The following is a 23722-nucleotide window of genomic DNA, read 5'->3' as shown; positions in this document are numbered from 1 at the left end:
TGGCGGAGCAAGGAGCGAAGCGACGCGGCGTAGACCATAGGATCCATGCCGTAACGTCAAAATATCGGAAACGGCGAAGACTTCTGCCCCGCGGCATTCTTCGATCGAGGTCGCGGCATGGATCCTAGGGTCTTCGCGACGGAGCTTCGCTCCTGCTTCGCCCTAGGATGACGAAGCTGATGGGCATCTCCGCGACCCGCTCGCTAATCCAGCTTGTCGAGCAGCGGCTTCAGCCGGTCGCCGTAGCGCTTCCACAAATCGACCGAGCCCTGGTACATCGGCTGGCGCACCTGCGCGGCGGATGCCGTGCGCACCGGCCGGTCGGTCGCGTGGAACGACAGCACGGCATCGTCCCATGGCAGGCCGAGATAGTCGATCAGCGCCCGGCTCTGGCCTTCCTGGTCGGCGACGAAGTCCTCGTAGCGCACATCGTGCACGACGCCGGGCAGCACCTTGTGCCAATGCGCCATGATGTCGGTATAGAGATTGTGGAAATCGGCGAGTTCGCCGAGGTCATAGCCATAGCGGTGGCTGTCGCCGCGGAAATGCACCTTGTAGATCGACAGGCATGTCGCCGCCGCATCGCGGGCGCAGTGGATGATCCTGGCCTTCGGCAGCATCATGCGGATGAAGCCGACGAGCAGGAAGTTGCCCGGCATCTTGTCGGTGACGTGGCGCATATGCGGATAGCGGGCATGCAGCATGTCGAGATAGGCCTGCCCCGCCTCGGCGAAATCGGTATCGTCGGTGTCGGCCACGCCCCAGGGGAAGCCGCCCGGCATGTCCGACGGAAACTGCCTGCCGACCGCCGTCTTCAGGATGCTGAGCTCGCCCGCGCCATAAACCTGGGGGTGGCTGGCGATGATCTGTTCGACCAGCGTCGTGCCCGAACGCGGCATGCCGACGATGAAGATCGGCGCATCGTCGGTGATCGGGCTCGGCCTGTGCTTCTCGAAGAAGCCGGCATCGAACACGGTCTTCATCGCCTCGAATTCGGCACGCGTCTTCACCGGATCATAGTCGATGCCCTTGCGGCGGATGGCATTGCCCTCGGCGAAGTAGTCGAAGGCCTTGCCGTAATCCTTGAGATCGTCATTGGCCTTGCCGAGGCCAAACGACAGCTGCATGCGTGCCAGGCTGTCCTGAGGCGCCTTGGCGTGCTGCGCCTCCATGCCGGCCAATTCGGCATCGCGCTCCTTCTGGCGCTTGACCTGCGTCAGCATCAGCCACGCGCGGGCCATGCCGGGCTGGATCGCCACCGCCTGGCGGAACAGGTCTGTCGCCTCGCCGAGCTTGCCCTTCTCCATCAGCCCGACGCCCAGCCCGTGCAGCAGGTCGGCATCCTTGGGGCGAATGGTCAGGGCCTCCTGGAAGACGGCCAGTGCCTCGTCGAGGCGTCCGGCTTCCTGCAGGGTTTCGGCAAGCCCGATGCGCGCGCGCACGTGGAATGGATTGCGCTGCACTGTGCCGCGATAGATGTCCTCGGCCTCCTCGAACCGGCCGATCTGCTTCAGCGACGAACCGAGATTGTCGCGCGCGGCGAGCTGCTCCGGCCGCAGGTCCACCGCGCCGCGGAAGAAATCGATCGCCGCCGTGACGCGGCCGAGATCGCGCATCACCGTGCCGAGATTGTTGAGGAAGTCGGGGTTCGTCGGCTGCAGCTGAACCGACTGCTCCAGGAAATCCATGCCTTCTTCCTTGCGCCCGGTCTGGTGCAGCAGCAAGCCGAGGAAATGCGCCGCGGCCGCGTGTTTGGGCTGACGCGCCAGCACCTGCCGGTAGATCGCCTCGGCCTCCTGCCGGCGCCCGGCCTGATGCAGTTGCAGCGCCTGCTGCACATACTGGTCGAGGCCCAGCGGCGGCCGTCCTCCGGCGCCAGACTTGGCCGCGCCAGACGTAGCTCCCGCACCCGCCGCTCTTCTCTGATCTCTGTTGATGGGACACCTGCCGTGTTTTCGCGCCTGCCCGCGATCTAGGCCATCGGCGCGGCACGTTCAAGGCTTTGCTTGGTTCTGTGCCCTACATCGCCGCGAAAGCGGTCAGATCAGGCGGTTGGTCTCGGCAACCTGCCTGGCCCGCCTGACGGTGCCGTCGGTGTCGGAGATCGTACGCCTTGCCGCCTCGTCGCTTCTGATGGTCAGCCGCGCCGACTGGACGGCCATCGGCTTTCCAGCGGCGCCATTGGCGTATGTGGCGATTGGCTTGACGATCGGATTGATCGCCACCGTCTTCCCTTTCGAGGTTCTGACTGAAACCATGATTTTATCCTTTTCAGAAAAAATAAAAAGTACGGGCGTCAAGGAAAAACTCGGCATGTTTCCAAGAAACTTTTAGAAATATCTTGAACCATAACGGAATTGTTCGAAAGTTTATAGAGGCTTATTTTTCTATCCGAGGCGGGTAATTCAACAATTCTTCTTGAAGAGAGCGCAAAGTTGAGCTATATGGGAGATATCGTTTGGGCCAGAATTGGCATCTCGCGGCGTCGGAGGTTTTCGACCCGCCAATCTCATTCCAAATTGCCGGTACTGGACGCGCGGCACATTCGTCGTGTCCCCGCTTTTTTGCTCTCAGACCGCTGTTTACGTGACGCCACGAGGCGGGGAAATATCAAGGCCAGGACAATGCCGGACCGCACCACCCGCTCCATCGCCCATTTCACCGCACCGTTCGTGCTCGGTGGCCTGGAAGGACAACTGCCGGCTGGCGACTACGACATCGATCACGACGAAGAGTTGATCGATGGCATGTCGCGGCTTGCCTGGCGCCGCATCGCCACCTTCATCCATCTGCTGGCAAGGGCGATGAACAACCCGCCCACCAGCCAGCTTGTCGCCAGCGACTACATGGACCTCGAAACCGCGCTGATGCGCGACCGGGAGAATGCAGCATGATCCGTTTCCAACAGAATGCGCGTCCGCGCACCGACACGCCCTCCCATCTCTTCGCCATCGGCCAGACCGTGCGCATGAAAAGCCGGACCGGCCTGCTCAGCAAGACCGCGGAACTGTTCGAGATCAAGAGCAGGCTGCCGGTCAAGGACGGTTCCCCGCAATACCGTATCCGCAGCGAGCAGGAGACCCACGAACGGGTCACCACGGAAGACAATCTCGAACTGGCCGACAATCCGGTCACCTGAGCGGAAAGCCAGCCGACACGCCCAGCCAACGCGCATCAGGAGCAGTCATGTCCAAGGGTCAGCAGCGAAGCAATCGCGAGGTGCGCAAGCCGAAGAAGGACAAGGTGGTGGCCAAGCCTGCCTCCCCGTTCGGCTCGTCGGTCAAGCAGGCGGAGAGCGGCTTGAAGCCGAAGTCCAAGGGTTGATAGCCCGAGCGGCGCTGAGTGCGCACACCCGCTGCCGTGAGCAGACAATGGACTGACGCAACATGCTCACGCAATATTCCGCTCGGAGGCTTGCTTGAACTTTGTAATCGAATTCTACCGGTCGCGCGACACCGAGGAAGCGACGCTCGACAAGGTGTCGCTGGAGGCGCCGACCCTGCGTGCGGCGCTGCAATGCGCCACCGCGCTGTTCCACAGCCTGTCCATGCCGCAAACCCCCGACCGCCTGCGCATTTCCGACGAGCACGGCAGCGAGCTTTTATGCAGGACCCGCCGATGGGGCGTATCCTGCCTAGGCAGCCATGTTTGGATCTCGCCCGCCGCGCAACCGCAAGCGCCTTGTGACGTTGAGCGTGCACAACCCTATGCAGGAGTTCCGCAATGCCCCTTGCCGCCTTTGCCATCAATTGTTCGCTGAAAGCTTCCGGCGACAAGGAAAAATCGTCCACGGACAAGATCATCGCCGATCTGCTCGCAGCGCTCAAACCGCATGGCGTGAAGGGCCAGGTCGTGCGGGCTGTCGATCACGACATCAAGCCCGGCGTGCTCTCCGACATGGGCAAGGGCGACGACTGGCCTGGCCTGCGAGAAAAGATTGTCGCCGCCGATATCTTCATCCTCGGTCTGCCGATCTGGTTGGGCCAGCCGTCAAGCATCGCCAAGCGCGTCATGGAACGCATGGACGCCTTTCTCGACGAAACCGACGACAAGGGCCGCATGCCGGCCGCCGGCAAGGTGGCGCTGGTGGCGATCGTCGGCAACGAGGACGGCGCGCATCACTGCCACGCGGAATGCTTCCAGGCGCTGAACGACGTCGGCTTCACCATCCCCGCCAATGGCGGCGTCTACTGGGTCGGTGAAGCCATGGGCGACGTCAACTATGTCGACCTGCCGAAGACTCCCGACAAGGTCGCCGAAGCCATCGAAATGGCGGCTTCAAACGCCGCTCATCTGGCCGGCCTGCTCAGGACGAAGGCTTATGTCGGCGTGGAAGAATAACTGCAATTTCCGCTTCTTCGACAAGGAGGGAAGGTAAGTTCTCAGCACGGCCCTTCGCCGACGATGCGATAGTCCGAGGCGCGGGCCTCGCAGGCGTTGGGGAAGGTGCGCATCTCGCCATGCCGGCGGCCGCACACCGGCGCGTATTCGCGGGTGCAGAAGGCCTGCTGGCCGCCACCACCACCACCATCGCGGCAGGGGCTATCGCGCACAATGCGGTAACCCGCCCTGTCGGCAAGGCAGGCATTGGCGAAGGTCTGGCGATCGTCGCCGCGCCGGGCGCAGACCGGCTCGTACTGCTTGGTGCAGAATTGCGGTTCGGGGCGCGTCGGACGCGGGCGCGGTCCGTCATCGACGACGACCGTACAGGCGGCAAGAATTGCCGACAGGAACAGGACGCTAAAACCCTGCCGTGAAAAGATTGCCGCAAGTAACCTCATGATCGTCTCTCCCTCGATCCCCGTCCCGGTGCATACCGCCCAAGACTGCCTGGCGGTTCGCTGACAATGATATCGCTCAAAACAAGATTTAGATCAGTCGCCAATGGCATGATCCTCGCCATTCCACTGTCGATTGCAACCCCGCCCGCGGCCTCTATCGGGAAATGACAGCGGGATCGGTCGGGTCCGCCGCGTCGCCGGCAATCATCGCTTCTGGCCCATGCATGACCGGGGCTGTGGGCCGATGACCCCTCGGCCAACGAAGCCTATCTGCGGCCGGTCGACGCTTTGATCGGTCGATTTATGCGTCGGGATGCGCCCATGGCGGCGGCCCGCGGCGCTATCTTGCAACCTTCACGTTTCCGTGCGATAAATTCTGTGTTCGGGCATTTGCGACCCGGAGAGCGGAACGTTTTGGACGACCTTTCCCCGATACTGTGAATCTCTGACGGCCCCGTTTTTCGGCGGGGGGTTTGACCATGCGCCAATGCATGACTGCCGAAAGCAACCACCAGGAACTGCCCTCGACGCCAGGTGGCGGGCAGGACCACCAAGACTGAACGGGTGAAGGAGTTTCCCCAATGGCCCAGACCGGCACCGTTAAATTCTTCAATGCAACCAAAGGCTTCGGTTTCATCACGCCCGACGGCGGCGCCAAGGACGTGTTCGTCCACATTTCAGCGATCGAGGCCTCGGGCCTGCGCACGCTTGTCGACGGCCAGAAGGTCACCTTCGACGTCGAGCCGGACCGCATGGGCAAGGGCCCGAAAGCGGTCAACCTGCGCGCAGCCTGAGCGATCGGCGCACCGCACGTCCCAGGCGGATAAGCGAACGAGGAGCTTGACCAGCACCTGGGCAGGCAGACAGATTTTTGAAAGGCGCGGCGGTTTTCGCCGCGCCTTTTTCATGTCAGCAGTGCAGCATGAACGCATGTTACCGGCAAGTTCATCCGGGTCCCAGCCAATGGCGCGCATCATAACAAGCACTTAAAGCGCGGCGGGCTTTAAGTGCCCGCAAAACTTTCTCTTGCCGATGACGCTAAAATAAAGGACAAATTTCCTCTCGGGCATTTGCCGGCCCGAGACTGGAGTTTATGGGATCAAAGGAGCTTCCCATGCCGCAGACCGGCACCGTCAAATTCTTCAACCATGCCAAGGGCTTCGGCTTCATCACACCGGATGATGGCGCGAAGGATGTCTTCGTGCATATTTCGGCCGTGCAGGCGTCGGGTCTTCCCGGTCTCGAGGATGGGCAGAAAGTGACATTCGACACCGAGCCGGACAAGCGCGGCAAGGGACCCAAGGCCGTCAACCTGTCGGTCGGCTGAGCCGGCTTCGGACGACGCCGGCTCCGGCAGGTCAGGTCCCCGAGGGTGCGGCTGTTGATGCCGTGAAAGAATGCGCGTGGTCAAAATTTCGTTCAGCCCCCGTTCAGCCACGGTCTCATATTAGTCACTGGTAAAGCCGGACCGTATCCCCTGCAGACCTGCACGGCCCGGTACGAAGGAGACCAAGATGAACCGCATTTTCAAGACAGCCGTGCTGTCCGCCGCCGTGGTCGCCACCACGCTGGGGACCTTTTCGGCAGCCAATGCCGATGACTGGCGCCGTTGGCACCATCACGGCCATGGCAATGGCGACGCTGTGGCAGCCGGCGTTCTCGGCCTTGCCGCCGGCGCGCTGATTGGTGGCGCATTGGCCAATGACCGGCCGCCGCCCGATTCCGACCGTTATTACGATGACGGTTACTATGATCGTCAGGTGCTCGTGCGCCCGGCTCCGGTCCGCCGCTACTATGTGGAACCGCAGGTGGTCTATGCCGACCGCTACGCCGAACCCTGGACGCGCGGCTGGTACGAGTATTGCTCGGATCGCTACCGCACCTTCAATTCCCGCACCGGCACCTTCACCGGCAGCGACGGCGAACAGCATTTCTGCACCGCCAACTGAGGCTTCCCTGCCCCAGACAAAAAGCGCTGACCGCAAGGCCGGCGCTTTTTTTGTTGTCGGCTTGTTGGGCTTTCGAACCCAGGGCGGTCCAGACCTCATCATTCAGGTCAAAAATGGATTGGTCCGCCGTTCCTCGCCGAAGCGCCCGCCGGGGCCATGGCCGCAAATGAAGCCGATGTCGTCGCCGAGCGGCAACAGCTTGTCCTTGATCGAGGCGATGAGTGCCGCATGGTCGCCGCCCGGCAGGTCGGTGCGGCCGACCGAGCCGCGAAACAGCACGTCGCCGACATGGGCGAATTTGGCGGCGCGGTTGTAGTAGACGACATGGCCGGGCGCGTGGCCGGGGCAATGCAGCACCTCGAACACATGGCCGCCAAACGACACAGTTTCCCCTTCTGCAAGGAACCGGTCGGGCACGCAATTGCGCACGCCGTCGATGCCGTAGCGCCTGCCCTGGTTTTCCAGATTGTCGAGCAGCATCTTGTCGGCTTCATGCGGGCCGATGATCTCGATGCCGAGCGCCTCCTTCAACTCCATCGCGCCGCCGGCATGGTCGATATGGCCATGCGTGATCCATATCGCTTCGGCGGTGATCGCATTGTCCTTCAACACCGCCAGCACCTTGTCGATGTCGCCGCCGGGATCGACCACCACGCCGTGCTTGTCGTCCATGTCGAACAGGATGGTGCAGTTCTGCTGGAACGGAGTGACCGGCACGATACCGGCATTGAGCTGACCCATGATCGTCCTTTCGCTGTGTCAGCGATCATGTAGAGGCATCGGCCAAGACCGTCCACGTCCGGAAGGTCAAACAGTGCGTGTCCAAAAAGAAATGGGCGGCCGAAGCCGCCCATTCTGCCAGCCCGAGATTGGCAGGCTTACTTTTTCATGGCGCCCATGACCGCGCCGAGAATGCCGGTCAGGATCGCGCCGCCGCCTGCGCCACCGACGATGTTCTGCAGGTTGAGCGCGCTGCCCAGGCCGCTGGTGGCCGCCGCGGCTGCGTCAGGAGTGATCGCGCCACCGCCGAGCAGGCTGCCGAGGATCGCCGCGCCGCCAACGCCGCCGATGGCTCCGCCCAGGATTTTGGGAAGCTGACCCATCGCCGCCGTCTTGATCGCCGCGCCGACCGCCTGACCACCGATAATGCCTGTAATGATCTGAATGATGATCGGAAGAAGCGTGTTCATGTCCATATGATTAGTCCCTCCATAGCTGCCAGCCTCCCGGGCCGACACCATCATGAGACGCCGAATTGGACGAAAGTCAAATGCACAAACGCTTAAATAAAAGGGGCGGCCTGAAAACCGCCCCTGCTTGCGAGAAAAGCTGTGACTATCGTTATTCTGCGGCAATCGCATGCTTGGGTTGAACGGCCATAGAATAGTCGTTCATGAGATTCTTGGCGATCTCGCCGACCTCGAATCGGTAAGGGCCGATCTCCGAAACCGGGGTTACTTCCGCTGCCGTTCCGGTCAGGAAGCATTGCTCGAAGCCTTCCAGTTCTTCCGGCAGGATGGCGCGCTCGATGACCTCCAGGCCGCGATCCCTGGCCAGGCCAATGACCGTGCGGCGGGTGATGCCGTCGAGGAAGCAGTCGGGCTTAGGCGTGTGGATCTTGCCGTCCTTGACGAAGAAGATGTTGGCGCCGGTCGCTTCCGCGACCTGGCCCCGCCAGTCGAGCATCATGGCGTCGGCGTAGCCCTTGGCCTCGGCGGCATGCTTGGACATGGTGCAGATCATGTAGAGGCCCGCGGCCTTCGACCGCGACGGCGCCGTGCGCGGGTCGGGCCGGCGCCATTCCGCCACATCGAGACGGATGCCCTTCAGCTTCTGCGCCGGATCGAAATAGCTCGGCCACTGCCAGATGGCGATGGCGACGTTGATGCGGTTGTTTTGCGCCGAAACGCCCATCTGCTCGCTGCCGCGCCAGGCGATCGGCCTGACATAGGCGTCCTGGAAGCCCTGCTTCTTCAGGAGCGTGGTCGAGGCGTCGTTGAGTTCGGCCACCGAATAGGGAATCTTGAAGCCGAGCAGGCGCGCTGATTCATGCAGCCGCTCGGTATGCTCGTTGAGCTTGAAGATCTCGCCGCCATAGGCGCGCTCGCCCTCGAAGACCGCGCTGGCGTAGTGCAGGCCATGGGTCAGCACGTGGATCTTGGCGTCTCCCCACGGTACGAACTCGCCATTCATCCAGATGAAGCCGTCCAGTTGATCGAAAGGAACGGATGCCATGGTAACCTCCCGCGGACAACGGCCCGCATATCTCAGTGTCGTTGCGTGTTCTTTTTTGGCCGCGCCAGGTGATTGGAGACGCCGGCCGGTGTCTCGAAGCGTAAGCGGATAATCGCGCCCTGGCAAACTCAGGAAGTTCCGGAAAAACCGGCCTGCCTTGCCTTTTCGTTCGCAATCCGCCCAAAAGCTTGTCAAAAATTACCATTGCAGGGAAATTACGTCAATAGTACTGACATAATCTCCCGTTCCCATGGAGAAATGATGACGGATAAAAGCCCAGCTGCCGGAAAACCGATCAGGACCGCGATCACCAGCGAGGACGGCATCGACTTCGCCATCATCGAACTCTTCTTCTTCGCCTATCGCGACTTCACCTCCGATCCCGATCAGATCCTGGCCGATTACGGCTTCGGCCGCGCCCACCACCGCGTGCTGCATTTCGTCAACCGCCGGCCGGGCCTGACCGTCGCCGAACTGCTCGACGTGCTGAAGATAACCAAGCAGAGCCTGGCGCGTGTGCTCAAGCAATTGATCGACACCGATCACGTCGTGCAGTTGCAAGGCCCGCGCGACCGCCGCCAGCGCGAACTTTATCCAACGGCCAAGGGCCGCGCGCTGGCGCTGGCGCTGGCGCGGCCACAGTCGCGCCGCATCCATGCTGCATTGGAAGATTCCGGCGCCGCCGAACGGACCTTGGTGGAACGCTTCCTCGAAGCGATGGTCAATCCGGAACTGAGAGCTCAGATCGACGTTGGGTCCGCAAAAATGTCAGGAAAAAGCCATGGAGAGCACTGAGAGGATCGACCAGGCGGCCGCACCGGACGACGACGCACCGCATCTGCTCGTGGTCGACGACGACACCCGTATCCGCAATCTTCTCAAGCAGTATCTGACCGAAAACGGCTTTCGCGTCACCGTCGCCGGCAATGCCGGCGAGGCCCGCCGCAAGCTCGCCGGTCTCGACTTCGACCTGCTTGTGCTCGATGTCATGATGCCGGGTGAAACCGGCGTCGACCTGACAAAGTCGTTGCGCGCCGAAAAGAATGTGCCGATCCTGATGCTGACGGCCCTGTCGGAGACCGACAGCCGCATTTCCGGGCTCGAGGCCGGCGCCGACGACTATTTGCCAAAGCCCTTCGACCCGCGCGAGTTGATCCTGCGCATTAACAACATCTTGCGCCGGGGCGGCCCGGCGGCGACGCCCAAGGTCGAACAGTTGGTGTTCGGTCCCTACACCTTCCAGATCGCCAGGCGCGAACTGAAGCGCGGCGGCGAAGCGCTTAAGCTGACCGACCGCGAACAGGAGATCCTGGCGATCTTCGCCGCCCGCGCCGGCGAAACCATCCCCCGCCACGAGCTGGTCGGTGACGATTCGGAAGTCGGCGAGCGCACCATCGACGTCCAGATCAACCGGCTGCGCCGCAAGATCGAGCGCGATCCGTCCAACCCGGTCTGGCTGCAGACCGTGCGCGGTATTGGGTATCGGCTCAGCGTGGAATAGAATGCCGGCGGCGGCTCAAGTGCATGATCCCGAAAACTGGGAACCGGTTTGCGGAAAGATTATGCTCCAACAAAGAGTTAGCCGCGGATGAAAAGAGCCAATGGCGACCACGGAACTGGAACAGCCGGACAATGACGGCCTGAGCGCACGCGCCACGCGGACGTTCAAGGCGGTGCCGCGCATCTGGAACCGGTTCTGGCGTCTCGTTTCGCTTTACATGCCCAAGCGCCTCTATGCGCGCTCGTTGATCATCGTCATCGCGCCGATGATCCTTTTGCAGTCGGTCGTCGCCTTCGATTTCATGGAACGTCACTGGGCAACCGTGACGCAACGCCTGTCGCAGGCCACCGTGCGCGACATCGCCGCCATCATCGACCTGATCGAGACCTATCCGCACGACGCCGACTACGCCAACATCATCCGCATCGCGCAGGACCGCATGCAGCTCAAGGTCGACCTCCTGCCGCCCGATCCGTTGCCGCCGCCCGGTCCAAAACCGTTCTTCTCGATCCTCGACGATGTTCTCTCCGCCGAAATTACCCGCCAGATCAACCGCCCATTCTGGATCGACACGGTCGGCAATTCCAACATCGTCGAGGTCCGCGTCCAGCTCGAAAACAAGGTGCTGCGCGTCTTCGTGCGGCGCAGCCAGGCCTATGCCTCCAACACCCATATCTTCCTGATCTGGATGGTCGGTACCTCGCTGGTGCTTCTGATGATCGCCATCCCCTTCCTGCGCAACCAGATCCGGCCGATCTTGGCGCTTGCCGAGGCCGCCGAGAGCTTCGGCAAGGGCCGGCCGATGCCGCGCGATTTCCGCCCGCGCGGGGCCGAGGAGGTGCGCCGCGCCGGCTTTGCCTTCATCCAGATGCGCGAGCGCATCGAGCGCCAGATCGAGCAGCGCACGGCCATGCTGACCGGTGTGAGCCATGATCTCAGAACCATCCTCACCCGCTTCAAGCTGCAGCTTGCGCTGGCCGGCGGCAAGGCCGAGACCAAGGCGGCGCTGGACCAGGATATCGAGGACATGCAGTCGATGCTGGAAGGCTATCTCGCCTTTGCCCGCGGCGAGGCCTCGGAGGATCCGGGACGTTTCGATCTCGAAGCCTATTTCCAGAAGCTCGGCGAGGAAGCGGGGTTGCGCAAATGCAAGCTGTCGACGACGCTTTCCGGCGATCCGACCGTGCATGTGCGGCCGAACGCCTTCGCGCGGCTCTTGTCCAACGTCATCGGCAATGCCTTCCGCTATGCCAAGACGGTGGAGGTCACCGCCAATCATGGCCGCGGCTCGCTTCTGGTCACCATCGACGACGACGGCCCGGGCATTCCTCCTGACAGGCGGGAAGACGTCTTCAAGCCCTTCGTGCGGCTCGACGAGGCCCGCAACCTCGACGCCAGCGGTACCGGGCTCGGCCTCTCGATCGCCCGTGACATCGCCCGCAGCCATGGCGGCGACATCACGCTCGACGACAGTCCGATGGGCGGCCTGCGCGCCGTAATCAAGGTTCCGGCCTGATTTCTATTTGACTAACTGAGCATGATCTTGCCTGAAAAACGGTTTCGACTTTCCGGGGGCGCGGTCTGCTTCATCCGCCCGTCATGAAACCATGGTCAAGAGCGCGCATGAAGCGCGCGACCGCACTTGATTCGTCCTTGCCGCCTCACTTCGACCCCGTGCCCGCCAGGGTGCGCTGGAGCGAAGCGAGGGCGGCCGCATGGTCGCCGTTCCGGTATCGTTTCAAGGCAACCGCAGACCTCCGAAGCAAAGGGCCGCCATGCGCATATTGATGGTCACCGACGCCTGGCGCCCGCAAGTCAACGGCGTCGTCCACACGCTGGAGCGGCTCACCGAGACTCTGAAGTCCTTCGACGTCGCGGTCGAGTTCCTGACCCCGAACATCTTCCGCACCCTGCCCTTGCCGACCTACCCCGACATCCGCCTGGCGCTGACCACGCCCGGCCATGTCGCGCGCCTGATCGACGGCTACAAGGCCGACCATATCCACATCGTCACCGAAGGGCCGCTGGGCATCATGGCGCGGCGCTATTGCCGCAATGCCGGCCGGCCGTTCACCACCAGCTATCACACCCGCTTCCCCGAATATCTCAGTGCCCGCCTGCCGGTGCCGGAGAGCTGGGCCTATCGCTGGCTGCGCGATTTCCACAATTCAGGCCAGGGCACGCTGGTCGCCACCCAGTCGCTCGCCGACGATCTTGCCGCGCGTGGCTTCAACAAGTTGAGGCCGTGGACGCGCGGCGTCGACACCGATCATTTCCGGCCAGACAAAAGGAAGGACCTCGGTTTCCCTGGACCGGTTTTCCTGTGCGTCGGCCGAGTCGCCATCGAAAAGAACCTCTCCGCCTTCCTCGATCTCGACCTGCCCGGCAGCAAGGTGATCGTCGGCGAAGGTCCCGAGCTTGCCAAGCTCAAGGCGAAATATCCGAAGGCGCATTTCCTCGGCCATCGTCCCAATGACGAACTGGCCGAAATCTATGCCTCGGCCGACGTCTTCGTCTTCCCCAGCCGCACCGACACCTTCGGCAACGTCATCATCGAGGCGCTGGCCAGCGGCACGCCGGTCGCCGCCTATCCGGTGACCGGGCCGATCGACATCGTCGGCGACGGTTTTGGTGGCGCGGTGTCGAACGATTTGCGCGAGGCCGCGCTTACCGCACTCAACGTCAGCCGCGACCAGGCCCGCGAGCGCGCCATGCGCTACAGCTGGAAGGCCTGCGCGGAAATGTTCCTCGACGCGGTTGAGGAAGCATTGGGAACGACACGCAAGCTGGCGGCCTGATAGAGCCGGCGCATAGGATGCGGTGAAGTTCAGGTCTGGTCAAACACGCTCCTTGCGAGAGCTTGTGCGACAGTTGCTTGCGGTGCATTATTCGGTGTGTGTAGTTCGTTGCGGGATTGACGCCGATTTCTACGCTGGACGACGTGCCCGCAGTATCATCGAAGCGCCGCGTCTTGCGCATCGGCAAGACCGTTGCGAGGGTGTTCGGCTATTGCCGCGCGAATGCCTGGCCGCTCTTCGTGGCCGCCTGGTTTCCCTGCTTTCTGACAACGCTTTGTCTGGCGGTGCTTGCTCTTGTTCTTTTTGCCGATCCGGGGAAGGCGCCAACCTGGCTTCTATCGCGGGGCTTTGACCCCAGGACTTGGCTTTCCGCGATTGTCGCCGCGCCGTTCTCGGCGATGGTCCTTGCGTTCGTTCTGGACCGTATGGGAAATGCGCCCGAGCATGGCCAGGTCGTCGTTCGGCGCGGCATTGAGAGTGTCAAGCGCTTCGCTATCCCGGGCGTGCGCTTTGAGCTCGACCGGCGGATTCTTTTGGCCGCCCTGCTTCTCGCAGCCATCCAGCTGTTTTGCGGCTTTGCGGTCGCCGGCGAGCACAGACTGCTTTTTGCCGGCCTGATGGCCACACATGACCTGCCGCTCCGCCCCGAGGACGTCGCGCCTTGGGTGTCGGCGATGGGCGCCTTCAACTTCCTCGCGGGTGGTTTCGTCCTTGGCTGGACATATCTGTTTGTCGGCGATTTTCTGTGGACGGGATCGTTTGATCCAATCGGCTGCTGGCGTGCGCTGGACGGCAATCTTCTGCGTTTCACCGCCATAATGTTCATCGTTCTGGCAATAGTTGCCATACTCAAATATGGACTGGCCCTGGCCGGAGCTTTGATCCTGATTCCCGCGGATGGCGCGTCGCCTTCCTTCTTGACCCTTATGATGATCCATTTCGGACTGGCTGGCCGTTCGACGTCCTGCATCTCGTGCTCTCAGCTGCAACGGTCGGAACCATTCTCGGCGCGTTCCGGCCTCGAGCTGTCGCTTCAATCCAGCCGGCTGCAGCACCACCATGATGACGCTTGCCGGGGCTTCCTGATCTAGAATAGCCGCCCGCCGTCCGGCACCTTGCGTTCGATGGCGCCCAACACCACGGCGCCCTCTTCATCGGGAAAACCGAGCGTCAGCACTTCCGACATGAACGGGCCGATCTGGCGCGGCGGGAAATTGACCACCGCGAACACCTGGCGGCCGATCAACGTTTCCGGCGTATAGTATTTGGTGATCTGCGCCGACGACTTCTTGACGCCGATGGCGGCGCCGAAATCGATCTTCAGCTTGAAGGCAGGCTTGCGCGCCTCCGGAAACGGTACGGCCTCGATGATCGTGCCGGCACGGATGTCGACACGATCGAAATCGGCGAAGCTGATTTCGGGCTTGCGCTCGTTGCTTGAACTCATCTCGAACGCGTCTTGCTCAGGCGTTGCCGAAGGTCTCGAACAGCACGCCGGCGAGCGCGTCCTTGGCCGAGGTTCCCGACCAGACGACGAACTGGAAAGCCTGGAAGTAGCACTCGCAGGCTTCCAGTGCCGAGGACAAAAGCACCTCGACCTGCTGGCTCGAGGGTTCGACCCCGCCGGCAAGCAGCAGCGACTGGCGGAACATGATGGCGCCTTCCTGCTCCCAGAGGTCGAAATGGCCGAACAGCATCTGTTCGTTGATCAGCGACAACAAACGCATCACTTCCAGCGTGCGGGTTTCCGGCACCTTGATGTCGAAGGCGCAGGCCAGATGCAGCGCCTCGAAATCTTCCATCCACGAGAAGGAGACGTGATAGTCGGTCCAGCTGCCGGCAACCGAGATCGAGATTTCGTCGTCGCCGGCCCGTTCGAAGGACCAGTCATTGTTGTGGGCCACCTGCTCGATCACATCCACGGGATGGATTTCGCGGGAAAATTCGAGTTCGAGAAGTTCCATGGAATGCTTCCTGTGTTCAGGGGAGCGCCACACGCTCCGCGGGGCACACACGACGAACAATCTTGTCTAGAACTCGGACGGCCGGGACTTCTCAACGCAAAGACCCCAGACCGGACCCCACCGCCCGGCGGCATGACCCTGCTCCGAATCATGCAACAAATTCAGTCTATTGATCGGGAGTCGCGTGAACAGCCCAATTTTTCGCACTGCGTCATTCGCATGTGGAAAGGTGCCTGTCACAAAGAGTCACGCAATGCCGGTAAGCGATTCACGGCAAAGCGATTTTCAGGCTGGTGCTTTGTGGAAAAGTTTAACGAATTATTTTTTCGGCTTGGGCTTCGCCGGAGCCGCAGGTGTGGCCTGACCGGTCAGTTCGGCGATCCTGGCCTCGAGCGCCTCGATGCGCTCGGCAAGCCTGCCGTTCTCTTCTCTCGCCTTGGCGGCCATCTCGCGCGCGGCCTCGAACTCCTCGCGCTGCACGACATCCATGGAGTTGAGGATGCGCTCCGCCTGGCCCTTGAAGGCCGTCTCCACCTCGCGCCGCACACCTTGAGCGGCACCGGCGGCATCGGTCATCAGCTTGGCGAATTCATCGAGAATGCGGTTCGGTCCGGTCGACATGGCAAATCCTCGCTTGCTTGATTTGAGTTAGTGGTGCTGCGCGCCGAATGCAAGAACGTTGAGGCCGGTGCGGCATCACGTCGGCGCCAACCTCCCAAACGACTGGTAAGTCGCGCCAATAACTATTATTGTTTTGGAGGGAATATGCAGGAGCACCACCATGGCCATTAGCGCGGATTTGGGCACCCGGCTCGAAGACATCGTCAACCAGCTTGTCAACACAGGGCGCTACAACTCGAAGAGCGAAGTGCTGCGCGAAGGTGTTCGCCTCGTCGAAGAGCGCGAGAAACGCCTTGCGGCTCTCGATGCGGCTCTCGCCAAAGGCCTTTCAGACGCTGATGCTGGGCGCGTAAAGGCGGTTGACGAAGTGTTTGACCGCTTGGAGGCCAAGTACAAGGCAATGGCAGCCAAAAAGTGAAGCGGCTGGTCTTAACCGATCAGGCGGAGGCGGACCTTGAAGCCATTGGCATCGATCTTCCGGCATTCGGCGGCGTCCTCACGGCAACTATCTGATTTTCTACCGCGTTGGCGTGGAAACCGTTGAGATATTGCACATCCTGCACGGCTCAATGGACCTCGGAGCAATTCCGTTCCCGGATAACTGACGGATCGGTACCCGAGCCTGAACCAGCTTTCGAACGGCTCCTTCTGTACGGCATGGCGTCAATTCGCCTAGTGTAATGTTTTCCTCACGACCTGCATCAAGCATGAGTCGCTTCCAATCAGGGTCCCCCAATGGCAACGCCCCCGCGCAGACCGACAAATCCGATGGAAGCCGCCGAAGCCGTCTTCAAGCCGGTCAAGAAGCCGGCCGCGGCTCCGCCTCGCGAACCCTCCACCGCGCCGAATGTCCGCGAGCTTGTCTCGATCAGGATCGACCGCGCCGTGCTCGATCATTTCCAGGAAGATGGCCCCGGCTGGCAGGACAGGATCAACGACGCCTTGCGTGAACTGGTGGCCGCCAAGCCCCGGGGTTGAGGCGGCCAGGGGCGCGATGGGCGTCGAAGCGGCCCTGTTCCCGGGGCCCTCGACGGCCGCCACCTTGCCTTGACCCTGCCAAAACCCTGCCGCATGGTCCGCGCCGATCGCAACCGAGAGCTCCCCGTTGAACGAATATTTCCTGCTGCCGCTGGCGTCGCTGCCTTTCCCGAACATCAACCCGATCCTCGTCCAGATCGGGCCGCTGGCGGTGCACTGGTACGGCATCGGTTACATCGTCGGCATCCTGTTTGCCTGGTGGTATGCCAAGCGGCTCGCGGCAAATCCGAAACTCTGGCCCGACGGCGTCCTGCCGATGAAGCCGGAGGATCTCGACGATTTCATCGTCTGGGCGGCCATCGGCGTGGTTCTGGGCGGCCGCACCGGCTATGTCCTGTTCTATGACCTGGCGCGCTATATCGCCCATCCGCTCGATATCTTCGCCGTCTGGCAAGGCGGCATGTCCTTCCATGGCGGCCTGCTCGGCGTCATCCTCGCCATGACGCTGTTTTCCATGAAGCGCGGCATCCGCACATGGTCGCTGTTCGATGTCGTGGCAGCCGGCGTGCCGGTCGGCCTCGGCCTCGTGCGTGTCGCCAACTTCATCAACTCCGAGCTCTGGGGGCGGCCGACCGATGTGCCCTGGGCGATCGAATTCCCCAATGGCGGTCCGTTCACCCGCCATCCGAGCCAGCTCTATGAGGCCCTGCTCGAAGGCCTGGTGCTGTTTGTCGTCCTGCGCATCCTCACCCATTCGCGTCTCAAGCTGAAGACGCCGCGCTTTGTCGGCGGCGCCTTCATCTGCGGCTACGGCCTGTCGCGCATCTTTGTCGAGTTCTTCCGCGAACCCGACCAGCAGCTCGGCTATCTCCTCGGCACCAACTGGCTGACCATGGGCATGATCCTGTCGACGCCGATGGTGCTGGCCGGCATTTGGGCGATGGCGACAGCCAAGCCGGTGACCCAAGCACAACCGCAGGTGACATGACGCGACTGAAATCCCGCATCGTCGACCTGATCGAGGCGGTGGGCCCGATGCCCGTCAACCAATACATGGCGCTGTGCCTGTTCGATCCGCGCGACGGTTACTACACGACCCGCGAACCGTTCGGCGCGGCCGGCGACTTCATCACCGCGCCGGAGATCAGCCAGATGTTCGGCGAGCTCGTCGCCGTCTGGCTTTACCAGGCCTGGACAGCAATCGGCCGGCCGATGCCGGTCACCATCGCCGAGATCGGCCCCGGCCGCGGCACGCTGATGAAGGACATGCTGCGCACCTTGTCGCGGCTCGATCCGGCCTTGGCCGATGGCGCCGCGTTCGCCATGGTCGAGACCAGCCCGCGCCTGACGGAAGTCCAGAAACAGACGCTCGGCGAGACACCATTCGATGTTTCCTGGCACGAGATCATCGACACGCTGCCGCGGCAGCCGCTGCTGATCATCGGCAACGAATTGTTCGATGCCGTGCCCATCCGCCAGTTCGTCCGCGCCGGCGCCGAATGGCGCGAGCGCATGGTCGGCCTGGACGAGGCCGGCAATCTCTGCTTCTTCGCCGGCGCCGGCTCGGTCGACCCGACGCTGCTGCCCAGGGATGCGGGCGACGCGCCGCAAGGCGCGATCGTCGAAGTCGCGCCCGCCCGCACCGCACTGATGGCGGCCATCGCCGAGCGCATGGCCAGCGACGGCGGCGCCGGACTATTCCCCGACTACGGCCATCTGCGGCCTGGTATCGGCGACACGCTGCAGGCCTTGCGCCGGCACAATCATGAAGATGTGCTGGCCAATCCCGGCGAGGCCGACCTCACCTCGCATGTCGATTTCGCCGCTCTTGCGGCAGTCGTGCGCGCGCATGGTCTCGACGCCCATCTGTCGACGCAGGGCGATTTCCTGCTCGGGATGGGCATTCTGGAGCGCGCCGGCCAGCTGGGCGCCGATGCCGGCCAGGCGGCACGCGACAGGATATCCAATGCCGTCGAGCGCCTCGCCGGCCCGCAAGCGATGGGCGAGTTGTTCAAGGTGCTTGCCGTCATGCCGCGTGGTATCTCCGTCAGGCCCTTCGCCACGGCGGATTGACTTTTTGCCGCTGCCCCTCCCAATCTCCCGTCCGGTAAGAGAGCGGCCGGACCGCCGGCTGCTTTTCCTTGACGAAACCGCCCACACGGACAACAACGCCCACATGCTCAATCAGACCAAACCGGATCCCGTTCGGTCGCCGCTGCTGGACAAGGCGCAGGCACAAGGCATCCGCCACGGCTATTTCACCCGCAATGGCGGCGTCTCCACCGGCATCTACCAGGGCCTCAACATCGGCACCGGGTCGGATGACGACCAGGCGCTGGTGGCCGAGAACCGGGCCCGTGTCGCCGCCTGGATGGGCGTGCCCGCAAGCCATCTCCTGACCGCCTGGCAGATCCATTCGCCCGACGTCGTCATCGCCAGGGAACCATTCGCGGGCGAGCGGCCCAAGGCCGATGCCATCGTCACCGACCGGCCCGGCATCGCCATCGGCGCCTCGACCGCCGATTGCGGCCCGGTTCTGTTCGCGGATGCCGGCGCGCGCATCATCGGCGCGGCGCATGCCGGCTGGAAAGGCGCTTTCACCGGCGTGCTCGAAAACACCATTGCCGCCATGGAGAGCCTCGGCGCCCGTCGCGAAAACATCATCGCCGTGCTCGGCCCTTCGATCGGCCCCGACAATTACGAAGTGGGGCCGGAATTCGTCGCCCGCTTCGTCGAGGCCGACAGCGAAAATGCCCGGTATTTCGTGCCTTCGGCACATGCCGGCCATTCGATGTTCGACCTCGCCAGTTACACGGTCGACCGGCTGGCCAGGGCCGGCGTGACGGCCGAGGGTCTCGGCCGCTGTACCTATGCCGAGGAAGATCTGTTTTACTCCTACCGGCGCACCACGCACCGCAAGGAGCCCGATTATGGCCGGCAGGTTTCGGCAATCGTTTTGGAGAAGATATAATGGCGCTGCATTTTGAACGATCGGAATTCGACGCGCGGCGCGACCGGCTGATGATCGAGATGGCCGAGAAGAAGCTCGACGCCATGCTGCTGTTCGCGCAGGAAAGCATGTACTGGCTGACCGGCTACGACACGTTCGGCTTCTGCTTCTTCCAGTGCCTGGTGGTGAAGGCCGACGGCTCCATGGTGCTTCTGACGCGCTCGGCGGACCTTCGCCAGGCGCGCAACACCTCGATCATCGACAACATCGTGCTGTGGACCGACCGCGACGGCGCCAATCCGGCGGTCGACCTGCGCAACCTGCTCAACGAACTCGACCTGCTCGGCGCCCGCATCGGCGTCGAATACGACACCCACGGCCTCACCGCCTATAATGGCCGCCGCCTGGACGAGCAGTTGCAGACCTTCGGCCAGATCGCCGATGCCTCCGGCATCGTCGGCCGGCTGCGCCTGTTCAAGAGCCCGGCCGAGGTCGCCAAGGCGGAAAAGGCCGCCAATCTCTCCGACGACGCGCTGGACGCGGCCCTGCCGCTGATCAAGCAGGGCGGCGACGAGGCCCTGATCCTGGCCGCCATGCAGGGCGCGGTCTTCGCCGGCGGCGGCGACTACCCGGCCAACGAGTTCATCATCGGCTCCGGCGTCGATGCGCTGCTGTGCCGTTACAAGGCCGGCCGCCGCAAGCTCACCAAGAACGACCAGCTGACGCTCGAATGGGCCGGCGTCTTCCATCACTACCATGCGCCGATGATGCGTACCGTGCTGACCGGCAAGGTGTCCAAGCGCCATCAGGAGCTGTTCGACGCCGCACGCGCCGCGCTTCTGGCCGTCGAAAAGGCGATGACGCCCGCGAACACCTTCGGCGACGTGTTCGACGCCCACGCCCGCACCATGGAATCGCACGGCCTGACCAAGCATCGGCTGAACGCCTGCGGCTATTCGGTCGGCGCCCGCTTCACGCCGTCCTGGATGGACATGCCGATGTTCTACCAGGGCAATCCCGAGCCGATCGCGCCGAACATGACGCTGTTTGCCCACATGATCATCATGGATTCCGAGACCGAGACGGCGATGACGCTTGGCCGCACCTACCTGACCACCGAATCCCAGCCGAAGCCGCTGTCCCGCCATGATCTCGACTTGATCGTGCAGTGAATCCATAATGGGAGGCGTTCTTCGCCAAGGAGTTAGAAGGCAAATGAGACGATCGCACGTGACGACCGTGTCATTGCTTGTGGCATTGGCTTTGACTGCCTGCACCAACGCAAAGGACGTTCTCGAACCCTCCGCCATCACCCCGCCGGCAGCCTCGGCACAGCCAGCACCCGCCACGCAGGGCAGCGCCGCCGCGACCGTTCCCGCCCCCCCGCCATCGACGGCCGCGCCGGCCTCCACGACCGCGGGCGCACCCGCCGCCTCGCCCGTCACCTCCGCCCAGGCCGCCGCGATCCTGTCGAAGACCCGGCTGCAGATCGCGCCGATCGTCGGCGCTTCGGTGGACGCCGCCACGCCGCTGACGGCGGAACTGCAGACACGCGCCAAGCAGCGCGGCATCACTCTGGCCGGCAGCCAGGACCAGACCGCGACCCATGTGCTCAAGGGTTACTTCTCGACGATGACGGAGGGCAAGGACACCACCGTCATCTATGTCTGGGACGTCTACGACCCCTCCGGCAACCGGCTGCACCGCATCAACGGCCAGATGAAGGCGCCTTCGACCGGTTCCGGCGGCAGTGCGGCCGACAGCTGGAAGTCGGTCTCGCCAGCCACCATGCAGGCGATCGCCGACCAGACCATCGATCAGTTTGCGGCCTTTCTCAGCGGCAAGGCGAGTTGAGGTGTTGCCAGCCGGTGATGCCGAACAGCTTTCTTAGGCTTAGCCGGCGGATTCGCGATCACGGCGCTTGCAATAGCCGCGCGGGCCGCTAAAAGCCCGGTTAAAAGGCGCAGGAGAGTCTGTTGGGGCTCTCCCTCCTCCACCAGGAACGGTGCATGAAACTCTTCGCAGGCAATTCCAACAGGGTGCTGGCCGAAGCGGTCGCTCGCTATCTCAACATCCCGCTGGGCAAGGCCAGTGTCAGGCGCTTCGCCGACCAGGAAATCTTCGTCGAAATCCAGGAGAATGTGCGCGGCGAGGATGTCTTCATCCTGCAGTCGACCTCGTTCCCGACCAACGATCACCTGATGGAACTGCTCATCATGATCGACGCCTTCATGCGCTCCTCGGCCAAGCGCATCACGGCGGTTATCCCCTATTTCGGCTATGCCAGGCAGGATCGCCGGGCATCGGGCCGCACGCCGATCTCGGCCAAGCTGGTCGCCAACATGATCACACGCGCCGGCGTCGACCGGGTTCTGACGCTGGATCTCCATGCCGGCCAGATCCAGGGTTTCTTCGACATCCCGACCGACAATCTGTTCTCGGTGCCGGTGATGGCCCGCGACGTGAAGGCGAAATACAAGCAGCTCGGCAATGTCGTGGTGGTGTCGCCCGATATTGGCGGCGTGGTGCGCGCCCGCGCGCTGGCCAAGCGCTTCGACGCCCAGCTCGCCATCGTCGACAAGCGCCGCGAGCGTCCGGGCGAATCGGAAGTCATGAACATCATCGGCGCGGTCGCCGGCAAGGATTGCCTTTTGATCGACGATATCGTCGATTCCGGCGGCACGCTGTGCAATGCCGCCGATGCGCTGCTCGCCAACGGCGCCACCAGCGTCACCGCCTACATCACCCACGGCGTGCTGTCGGGCGGCGCGGTTGCCCGCATCAGCGGCTCGAAGCTGCAGGAACTGGTGATCACCGATTCCATCCAGCCGACGCAAGGCGTGCTCGACGCGCCCAACATCCGCGTCATCTCGATCGCCGACCTGATGGGCGAAGCCATCTCGCGCACGGCGACCGAGGAATCGGTGTCGAGCCTGTTCGACTGAAAGCCAGTTAGCCCTGCGGCCAGTTACCCCTGAGGCAAGGCCGATGGCGTCGGCGCCTCCAGCCGGGCCGGGGCTCGCCGCATGCCTTCGCCGGCATCGCGCGCGCCGCGCATATAGCCGCGCGGCGAGGAGCCGAGCATGCGCTTGAACATAGTGATGAAGGCCGGCACGCTGTCATAGCCGAGATCGAGCGCCACCCTAGTGATCGGCTCGCCATCGGCGAGCCTCGGCAAGGCCGCGAACAGGCAGGCCTGCTGGCGCCACGTCGACAGCGACAGGCCGGTCTGGCGCTGGAAGGCGCGCGTGAAGGAGCGCCGGCTCATGCCGACAGTATCGGCCCATTCGTCGATCGTGGCGTGCGGCGAGGGTGCGGCGACGAAACGCCTGCAGAGCGCCGCCAGCTTGGGATCGGACGGGAACGGCAGGCCGAGCGGCCGCTCCGGCAATTGCGGGATCTCGTGCAGGAGCAGGTTCATGATCAGGCCGCCGCGTCCCTCCAGTTCGCCGCCTTGCGGCAGCTTCTCGGATTCCACGATCAGGCTGTGCATCAGGTCGGTGATGCCGACGACGCGCATGCCCTCCGGCAGGCCCGGGATCGCCTGCGGCATGACATAGACCGAGCGCATCGACACATCGCCCAGCATCTCGACGGAATGTTCGATACCGGCCGGAATCCACATCGCATGGTCGGGCGGCACCATCCAGCGCCCATGCCGCGTCGTTACCAGCACGACGCCGACCAGCGCATGCAGCAACTGGCTGCGGCTGTGGTGGTGGTGCGGCACGTGGTAGCCGTCCGGATATTCCGTCGGCAACACCACCGCCGGCCCGACCGCCTGCTCGAGCCACTGCCAACGCAGCCCGTGCAATTGCCCGAGATCGGTGTGGCCGGCGCCGAAAATCTCCCTGGCTTTTGGCATTCGGTATGGCCCACTTGCGAAACTATTGGACCAAACCACGAAAGAAGTCGCTTGGCAACCGGACTATAAGGCTGCCTGCG

Annotated in this window: 31 protein-coding genes; 21 read left to right on the top strand and 10 right to left on the bottom strand. The window is 63.1% G+C overall.

Features of this window, described 5'->3' with window-relative positions; translation table 11 throughout:
- Positions 1 to 203: 203 nt before the first annotated feature.
- Together EN845_RS10380 and EN845_RS10375 are read right to left on the bottom strand one after the other, a co-directional pair.
- Entirely contained in the window at positions 204 to 1838 is a 1635-nt protein-coding gene (locus tag EN845_RS10380; RefSeq protein ID WP_127869746.1) for a sulfotransferase, read from the bottom strand.
- 201 nt (positions 1839 to 2039) lie between these two features.
- Positions 2040 to 2258 (bottom strand): hypothetical protein, encoded by a 219-nt coding sequence (locus EN845_RS10375; RefSeq protein WP_127869747.1) that lies wholly within the window; start codon positions 2256 to 2258, stop codon positions 2040 to 2042.
- Between the two features lie 366 nt (positions 2259 to 2624).
- Here EN845_RS10375 and EN845_RS10370 point away from each other — a divergent pair, with 366 nt between their 5' ends.
- From EN845_RS10370 to EN845_RS10355, 5 genes are all read left to right on the top strand, one after another.
- Positions 2625 to 2894, top strand: a complete 270-nt coding sequence (locus EN845_RS10370) for a hypothetical protein (RefSeq protein ID WP_127278407.1) — start codon at positions 2625 to 2627, stop codon at positions 2892 to 2894.
- Positions 2891 to 3139 carry a hypothetical protein gene (locus EN845_RS10365; protein ID WP_127278406.1) on the top strand — a complete coding sequence of 83 codons (249 nt, stop codon included), beginning with the start codon at positions 2891 to 2893 and terminating at the stop codon, positions 3137 to 3139. Before EN845_RS10370 ends, EN845_RS10365 begins: the two co-directional genes overlap by 4 nt.
- 47 nt (positions 3140 to 3186) lie before the next feature.
- Positions 3187 to 3324 carry a hypothetical protein gene (locus EN845_RS35430; protein ID WP_167498789.1) on the top strand — a complete coding sequence of 46 codons (138 nt, stop codon included), beginning with the start codon at positions 3187 to 3189 and terminating at the stop codon, positions 3322 to 3324.
- 94 nt (positions 3325 to 3418) lie between these two features.
- On the top strand, positions 3419 to 3760 hold the full coding sequence (locus EN845_RS36070; RefSeq protein ID WP_245511697.1) for a hypothetical protein: 342 nt from the start codon (positions 3419 to 3421) through the stop codon (positions 3758 to 3760).
- Positions 3724 to 4341, top strand: a complete 618-nt coding sequence (locus EN845_RS10355) for an NAD(P)H-dependent oxidoreductase (RefSeq protein ID WP_127869748.1) — start codon at positions 3724 to 3726, stop codon at positions 4339 to 4341. Before EN845_RS36070 ends, EN845_RS10355 begins: the two co-directional genes overlap by 37 nt.
- Before the next feature lie 41 nt (positions 4342 to 4382).
- Here EN845_RS10355 and EN845_RS10350 read toward each other — a convergent pair whose 3' ends face one another.
- Entirely contained in the window at positions 4383 to 4781 is a 399-nt protein-coding gene (locus EN845_RS10350; RefSeq protein ID WP_127869749.1) for a Kazal-type serine protease inhibitor, read from the bottom strand.
- A 581-nt stretch (positions 4782 to 5362) separates the two neighbouring features.
- Here EN845_RS10350 and EN845_RS10345 point away from each other — a divergent pair.
- The 3 genes from EN845_RS10345 (at position 5363) to EN845_RS10335 (ending at position 6730) form a co-directional block, all read left to right on the top strand.
- Complete coding sequence (locus EN845_RS10345; RefSeq protein WP_006202520.1) at positions 5363 to 5575, top strand: cold-shock protein; 213 nt, start codon at positions 5363 to 5365, stop codon at positions 5573 to 5575.
- 320 nt (positions 5576 to 5895) lie between these two features.
- Positions 5896 to 6108, top strand: a complete 213-nt coding sequence (locus tag EN845_RS10340; RefSeq protein ID WP_008877668.1) for a cold-shock protein — start codon at positions 5896 to 5898, stop codon at positions 6106 to 6108.
- Between the two features lie 187 nt (positions 6109 to 6295).
- Positions 6296 to 6730, top strand: coding sequence for a BA14K family protein (locus EN845_RS10335; RefSeq protein ID WP_127869750.1), 435 nt, complete (start codon positions 6296 to 6298; stop codon positions 6728 to 6730).
- Positions 6731 to 6832: 102 nt separating this feature from the next.
- On the opposite strand, the gene EN845_RS10330 is transcribed toward EN845_RS10335, so the two are convergent.
- The 3 genes from EN845_RS10330 to EN845_RS10320 all read right to left on the bottom strand — a co-directional run bounded on the left by EN845_RS10330 (position 6833) and on the right by EN845_RS10320 (position 8965).
- A complete protein-coding gene (locus tag EN845_RS10330; protein WP_127278401.1) occupies positions 6833 to 7471 on the bottom strand; it encodes an MBL fold metallo-hydrolase in 639 nt (212 codons plus the stop codon).
- A gap of 137 nt (positions 7472 to 7608) precedes the next feature.
- The gene (locus EN845_RS10325; RefSeq protein ID WP_127278400.1) at positions 7609 to 7926 is read right to left on the bottom strand and encodes a hypothetical protein; all 318 of its coding nucleotides are present in this window, start codon (positions 7924 to 7926) and stop codon (positions 7609 to 7611) included.
- A gap of 145 nt (positions 7927 to 8071) precedes the next feature.
- On the bottom strand, positions 8072 to 8965 hold the full coding sequence (locus EN845_RS10320) for a branched-chain amino acid aminotransferase (protein ID WP_127869751.1): 894 nt from the start codon (positions 8963 to 8965) through the stop codon (positions 8072 to 8074).
- A 261-nt stretch (positions 8966 to 9226) separates the two neighbouring features.
- Between EN845_RS10320 and EN845_RS10315 the strand changes: the two genes are divergently transcribed.
- The 5 genes from EN845_RS10315 to EN845_RS10295 all read left to right on the top strand — a co-directional run bounded on the left by EN845_RS10315 (position 9227) and on the right by EN845_RS10295 (position 14355).
- Positions 9227 to 9760, top strand: coding sequence for a MarR family transcriptional regulator (locus EN845_RS10315; RefSeq protein WP_167531318.1), 534 nt, complete (start codon positions 9227 to 9229; stop codon positions 9758 to 9760).
- Positions 9747 to 10466, top strand: a complete 720-nt coding sequence (locus EN845_RS10310) for a response regulator transcription factor (RefSeq protein WP_127869752.1) — start codon at positions 9747 to 9749, stop codon at positions 10464 to 10466. Before EN845_RS10315 ends, EN845_RS10310 begins: the two co-directional genes overlap by 14 nt.
- 100 nt (positions 10467 to 10566) lie before the next feature.
- Positions 10567 to 11982 (top strand): ATP-binding protein, encoded by a 1416-nt coding sequence (locus EN845_RS10305; protein ID WP_127279699.1) that lies wholly within the window; start codon positions 10567 to 10569, stop codon positions 11980 to 11982.
- Between the two features lie 259 nt (positions 11983 to 12241).
- Complete coding sequence (locus EN845_RS10300; protein WP_127869753.1) at positions 12242 to 13264, top strand: glycosyltransferase family 1 protein; 1023 nt, start codon at positions 12242 to 12244, stop codon at positions 13262 to 13264.
- Positions 13265 to 13437: 173 nt separating this feature from the next.
- Entirely contained in the window at positions 13438 to 14355 is a 918-nt protein-coding gene (locus EN845_RS10295; protein ID WP_245511696.1) for a hypothetical protein, read from the top strand.
- On the opposite strand, the gene EN845_RS10290 is transcribed toward EN845_RS10295, so the two are convergent.
- The 3 genes from EN845_RS10290 to EN845_RS10280 all read right to left on the bottom strand — a co-directional run bounded on the left by EN845_RS10290 (position 14352) and on the right by EN845_RS10280 (position 15849).
- The gene (locus EN845_RS10290; RefSeq protein ID WP_127869754.1) at positions 14352 to 14711 is read right to left on the bottom strand and encodes a tRNA-binding protein; all 360 of its coding nucleotides are present in this window, start codon (positions 14709 to 14711) and stop codon (positions 14352 to 14354) included. The two genes, EN845_RS10295 and EN845_RS10290, sit on opposite strands and share 4 nt — an antisense overlap.
- 16 nt (positions 14712 to 14727) lie before the next feature.
- Positions 14728 to 15228: a YbjN domain-containing protein gene (locus EN845_RS10285; RefSeq protein WP_027143347.1), complete on the bottom strand. Its 501-nt coding sequence runs from the start codon at positions 15226 to 15228 to the stop codon at positions 14728 to 14730.
- A gap of 318 nt (positions 15229 to 15546) precedes the next feature.
- Entirely contained in the window at positions 15547 to 15849 is a 303-nt protein-coding gene (locus EN845_RS10280; RefSeq protein ID WP_127280606.1) for an accessory factor UbiK family protein, read from the bottom strand.
- A 160-nt stretch (positions 15850 to 16009) separates the two neighbouring features.
- Between EN845_RS10280 and EN845_RS10275 the strand changes: the two genes are divergently transcribed.
- The 8 genes from EN845_RS10275 to EN845_RS10235 all read left to right on the top strand — a co-directional run bounded on the left by EN845_RS10275 (position 16010) and on the right by EN845_RS10235 (position 22722).
- On the top strand, positions 16010 to 16267 hold the full coding sequence (locus EN845_RS10275; protein ID WP_127869755.1) for a type II toxin-antitoxin system ParD family antitoxin: 258 nt from the start codon (positions 16010 to 16012) through the stop codon (positions 16265 to 16267).
- 317 nt (positions 16268 to 16584) lie between these two features.
- The gene (locus EN845_RS10265; RefSeq protein ID WP_127869756.1) at positions 16585 to 16827 is read left to right on the top strand and encodes a BrnA antitoxin family protein; all 243 of its coding nucleotides are present in this window, start codon (positions 16585 to 16587) and stop codon (positions 16825 to 16827) included.
- A 127-nt stretch (positions 16828 to 16954) separates the two neighbouring features.
- A complete protein-coding gene (lgt, locus tag EN845_RS10260) occupies positions 16955 to 17815 on the top strand; it encodes a prolipoprotein diacylglyceryl transferase (protein ID WP_127869757.1) in 861 nt (286 codons plus the stop codon).
- Entirely contained in the window at positions 17812 to 18900 is a 1089-nt protein-coding gene (locus EN845_RS10255) for a class I SAM-dependent methyltransferase (protein WP_127869758.1), read from the top strand. The genes lgt and EN845_RS10255 overlap by 4 nt, the downstream gene beginning before the upstream one ends.
- A 103-nt stretch (positions 18901 to 19003) precedes the next feature.
- On the top strand, positions 19004 to 19798 hold the full coding sequence (pgeF, locus tag EN845_RS10250) for a peptidoglycan editing factor PgeF (protein ID WP_127869759.1): 795 nt from the start codon (positions 19004 to 19006) through the stop codon (positions 19796 to 19798).
- Positions 19798 to 20949 carry a Xaa-Pro peptidase family protein gene (locus EN845_RS10245; protein ID WP_127278812.1) on the top strand — a complete coding sequence of 384 codons (1152 nt, stop codon included), beginning with the start codon at positions 19798 to 19800 and terminating at the stop codon, positions 20947 to 20949. Before pgeF ends, EN845_RS10245 begins: the two co-directional genes overlap by 1 nt.
- Before the next feature lie 43 nt (positions 20950 to 20992).
- The gene (locus EN845_RS10240) at positions 20993 to 21631 is read left to right on the top strand and encodes a hypothetical protein (protein ID WP_127278811.1); all 639 of its coding nucleotides are present in this window, start codon (positions 20993 to 20995) and stop codon (positions 21629 to 21631) included.
- A 155-nt stretch (positions 21632 to 21786) separates the two neighbouring features.
- A complete protein-coding gene (locus tag EN845_RS10235; protein ID WP_019860650.1) occupies positions 21787 to 22722 on the top strand; it encodes a ribose-phosphate pyrophosphokinase in 936 nt (311 codons plus the stop codon).
- A gap of 23 nt (positions 22723 to 22745) precedes the next feature.
- On the opposite strand, the gene EN845_RS10230 is transcribed toward EN845_RS10235, so the two are convergent.
- Entirely contained in the window at positions 22746 to 23642 is an 897-nt protein-coding gene (locus tag EN845_RS10230) for a helix-turn-helix transcriptional regulator (RefSeq protein WP_127278810.1), read from the bottom strand.
- Positions 23643 to 23722: the final 80 nt, after the last annotated feature.

The sequence above is a fragment of the Mesorhizobium sp. M8A.F.Ca.ET.202.01.1.1 genome, from assembly GCF_004791595.1.
GTDB lineage: Bacteria > Pseudomonadota > Alphaproteobacteria > Rhizobiales > Rhizobiaceae > Mesorhizobium.
The sequence above is the reverse complement of the archived record's forward strand: the minus strand, read 5'-3'. Positions and strand labels throughout refer to the sequence as shown.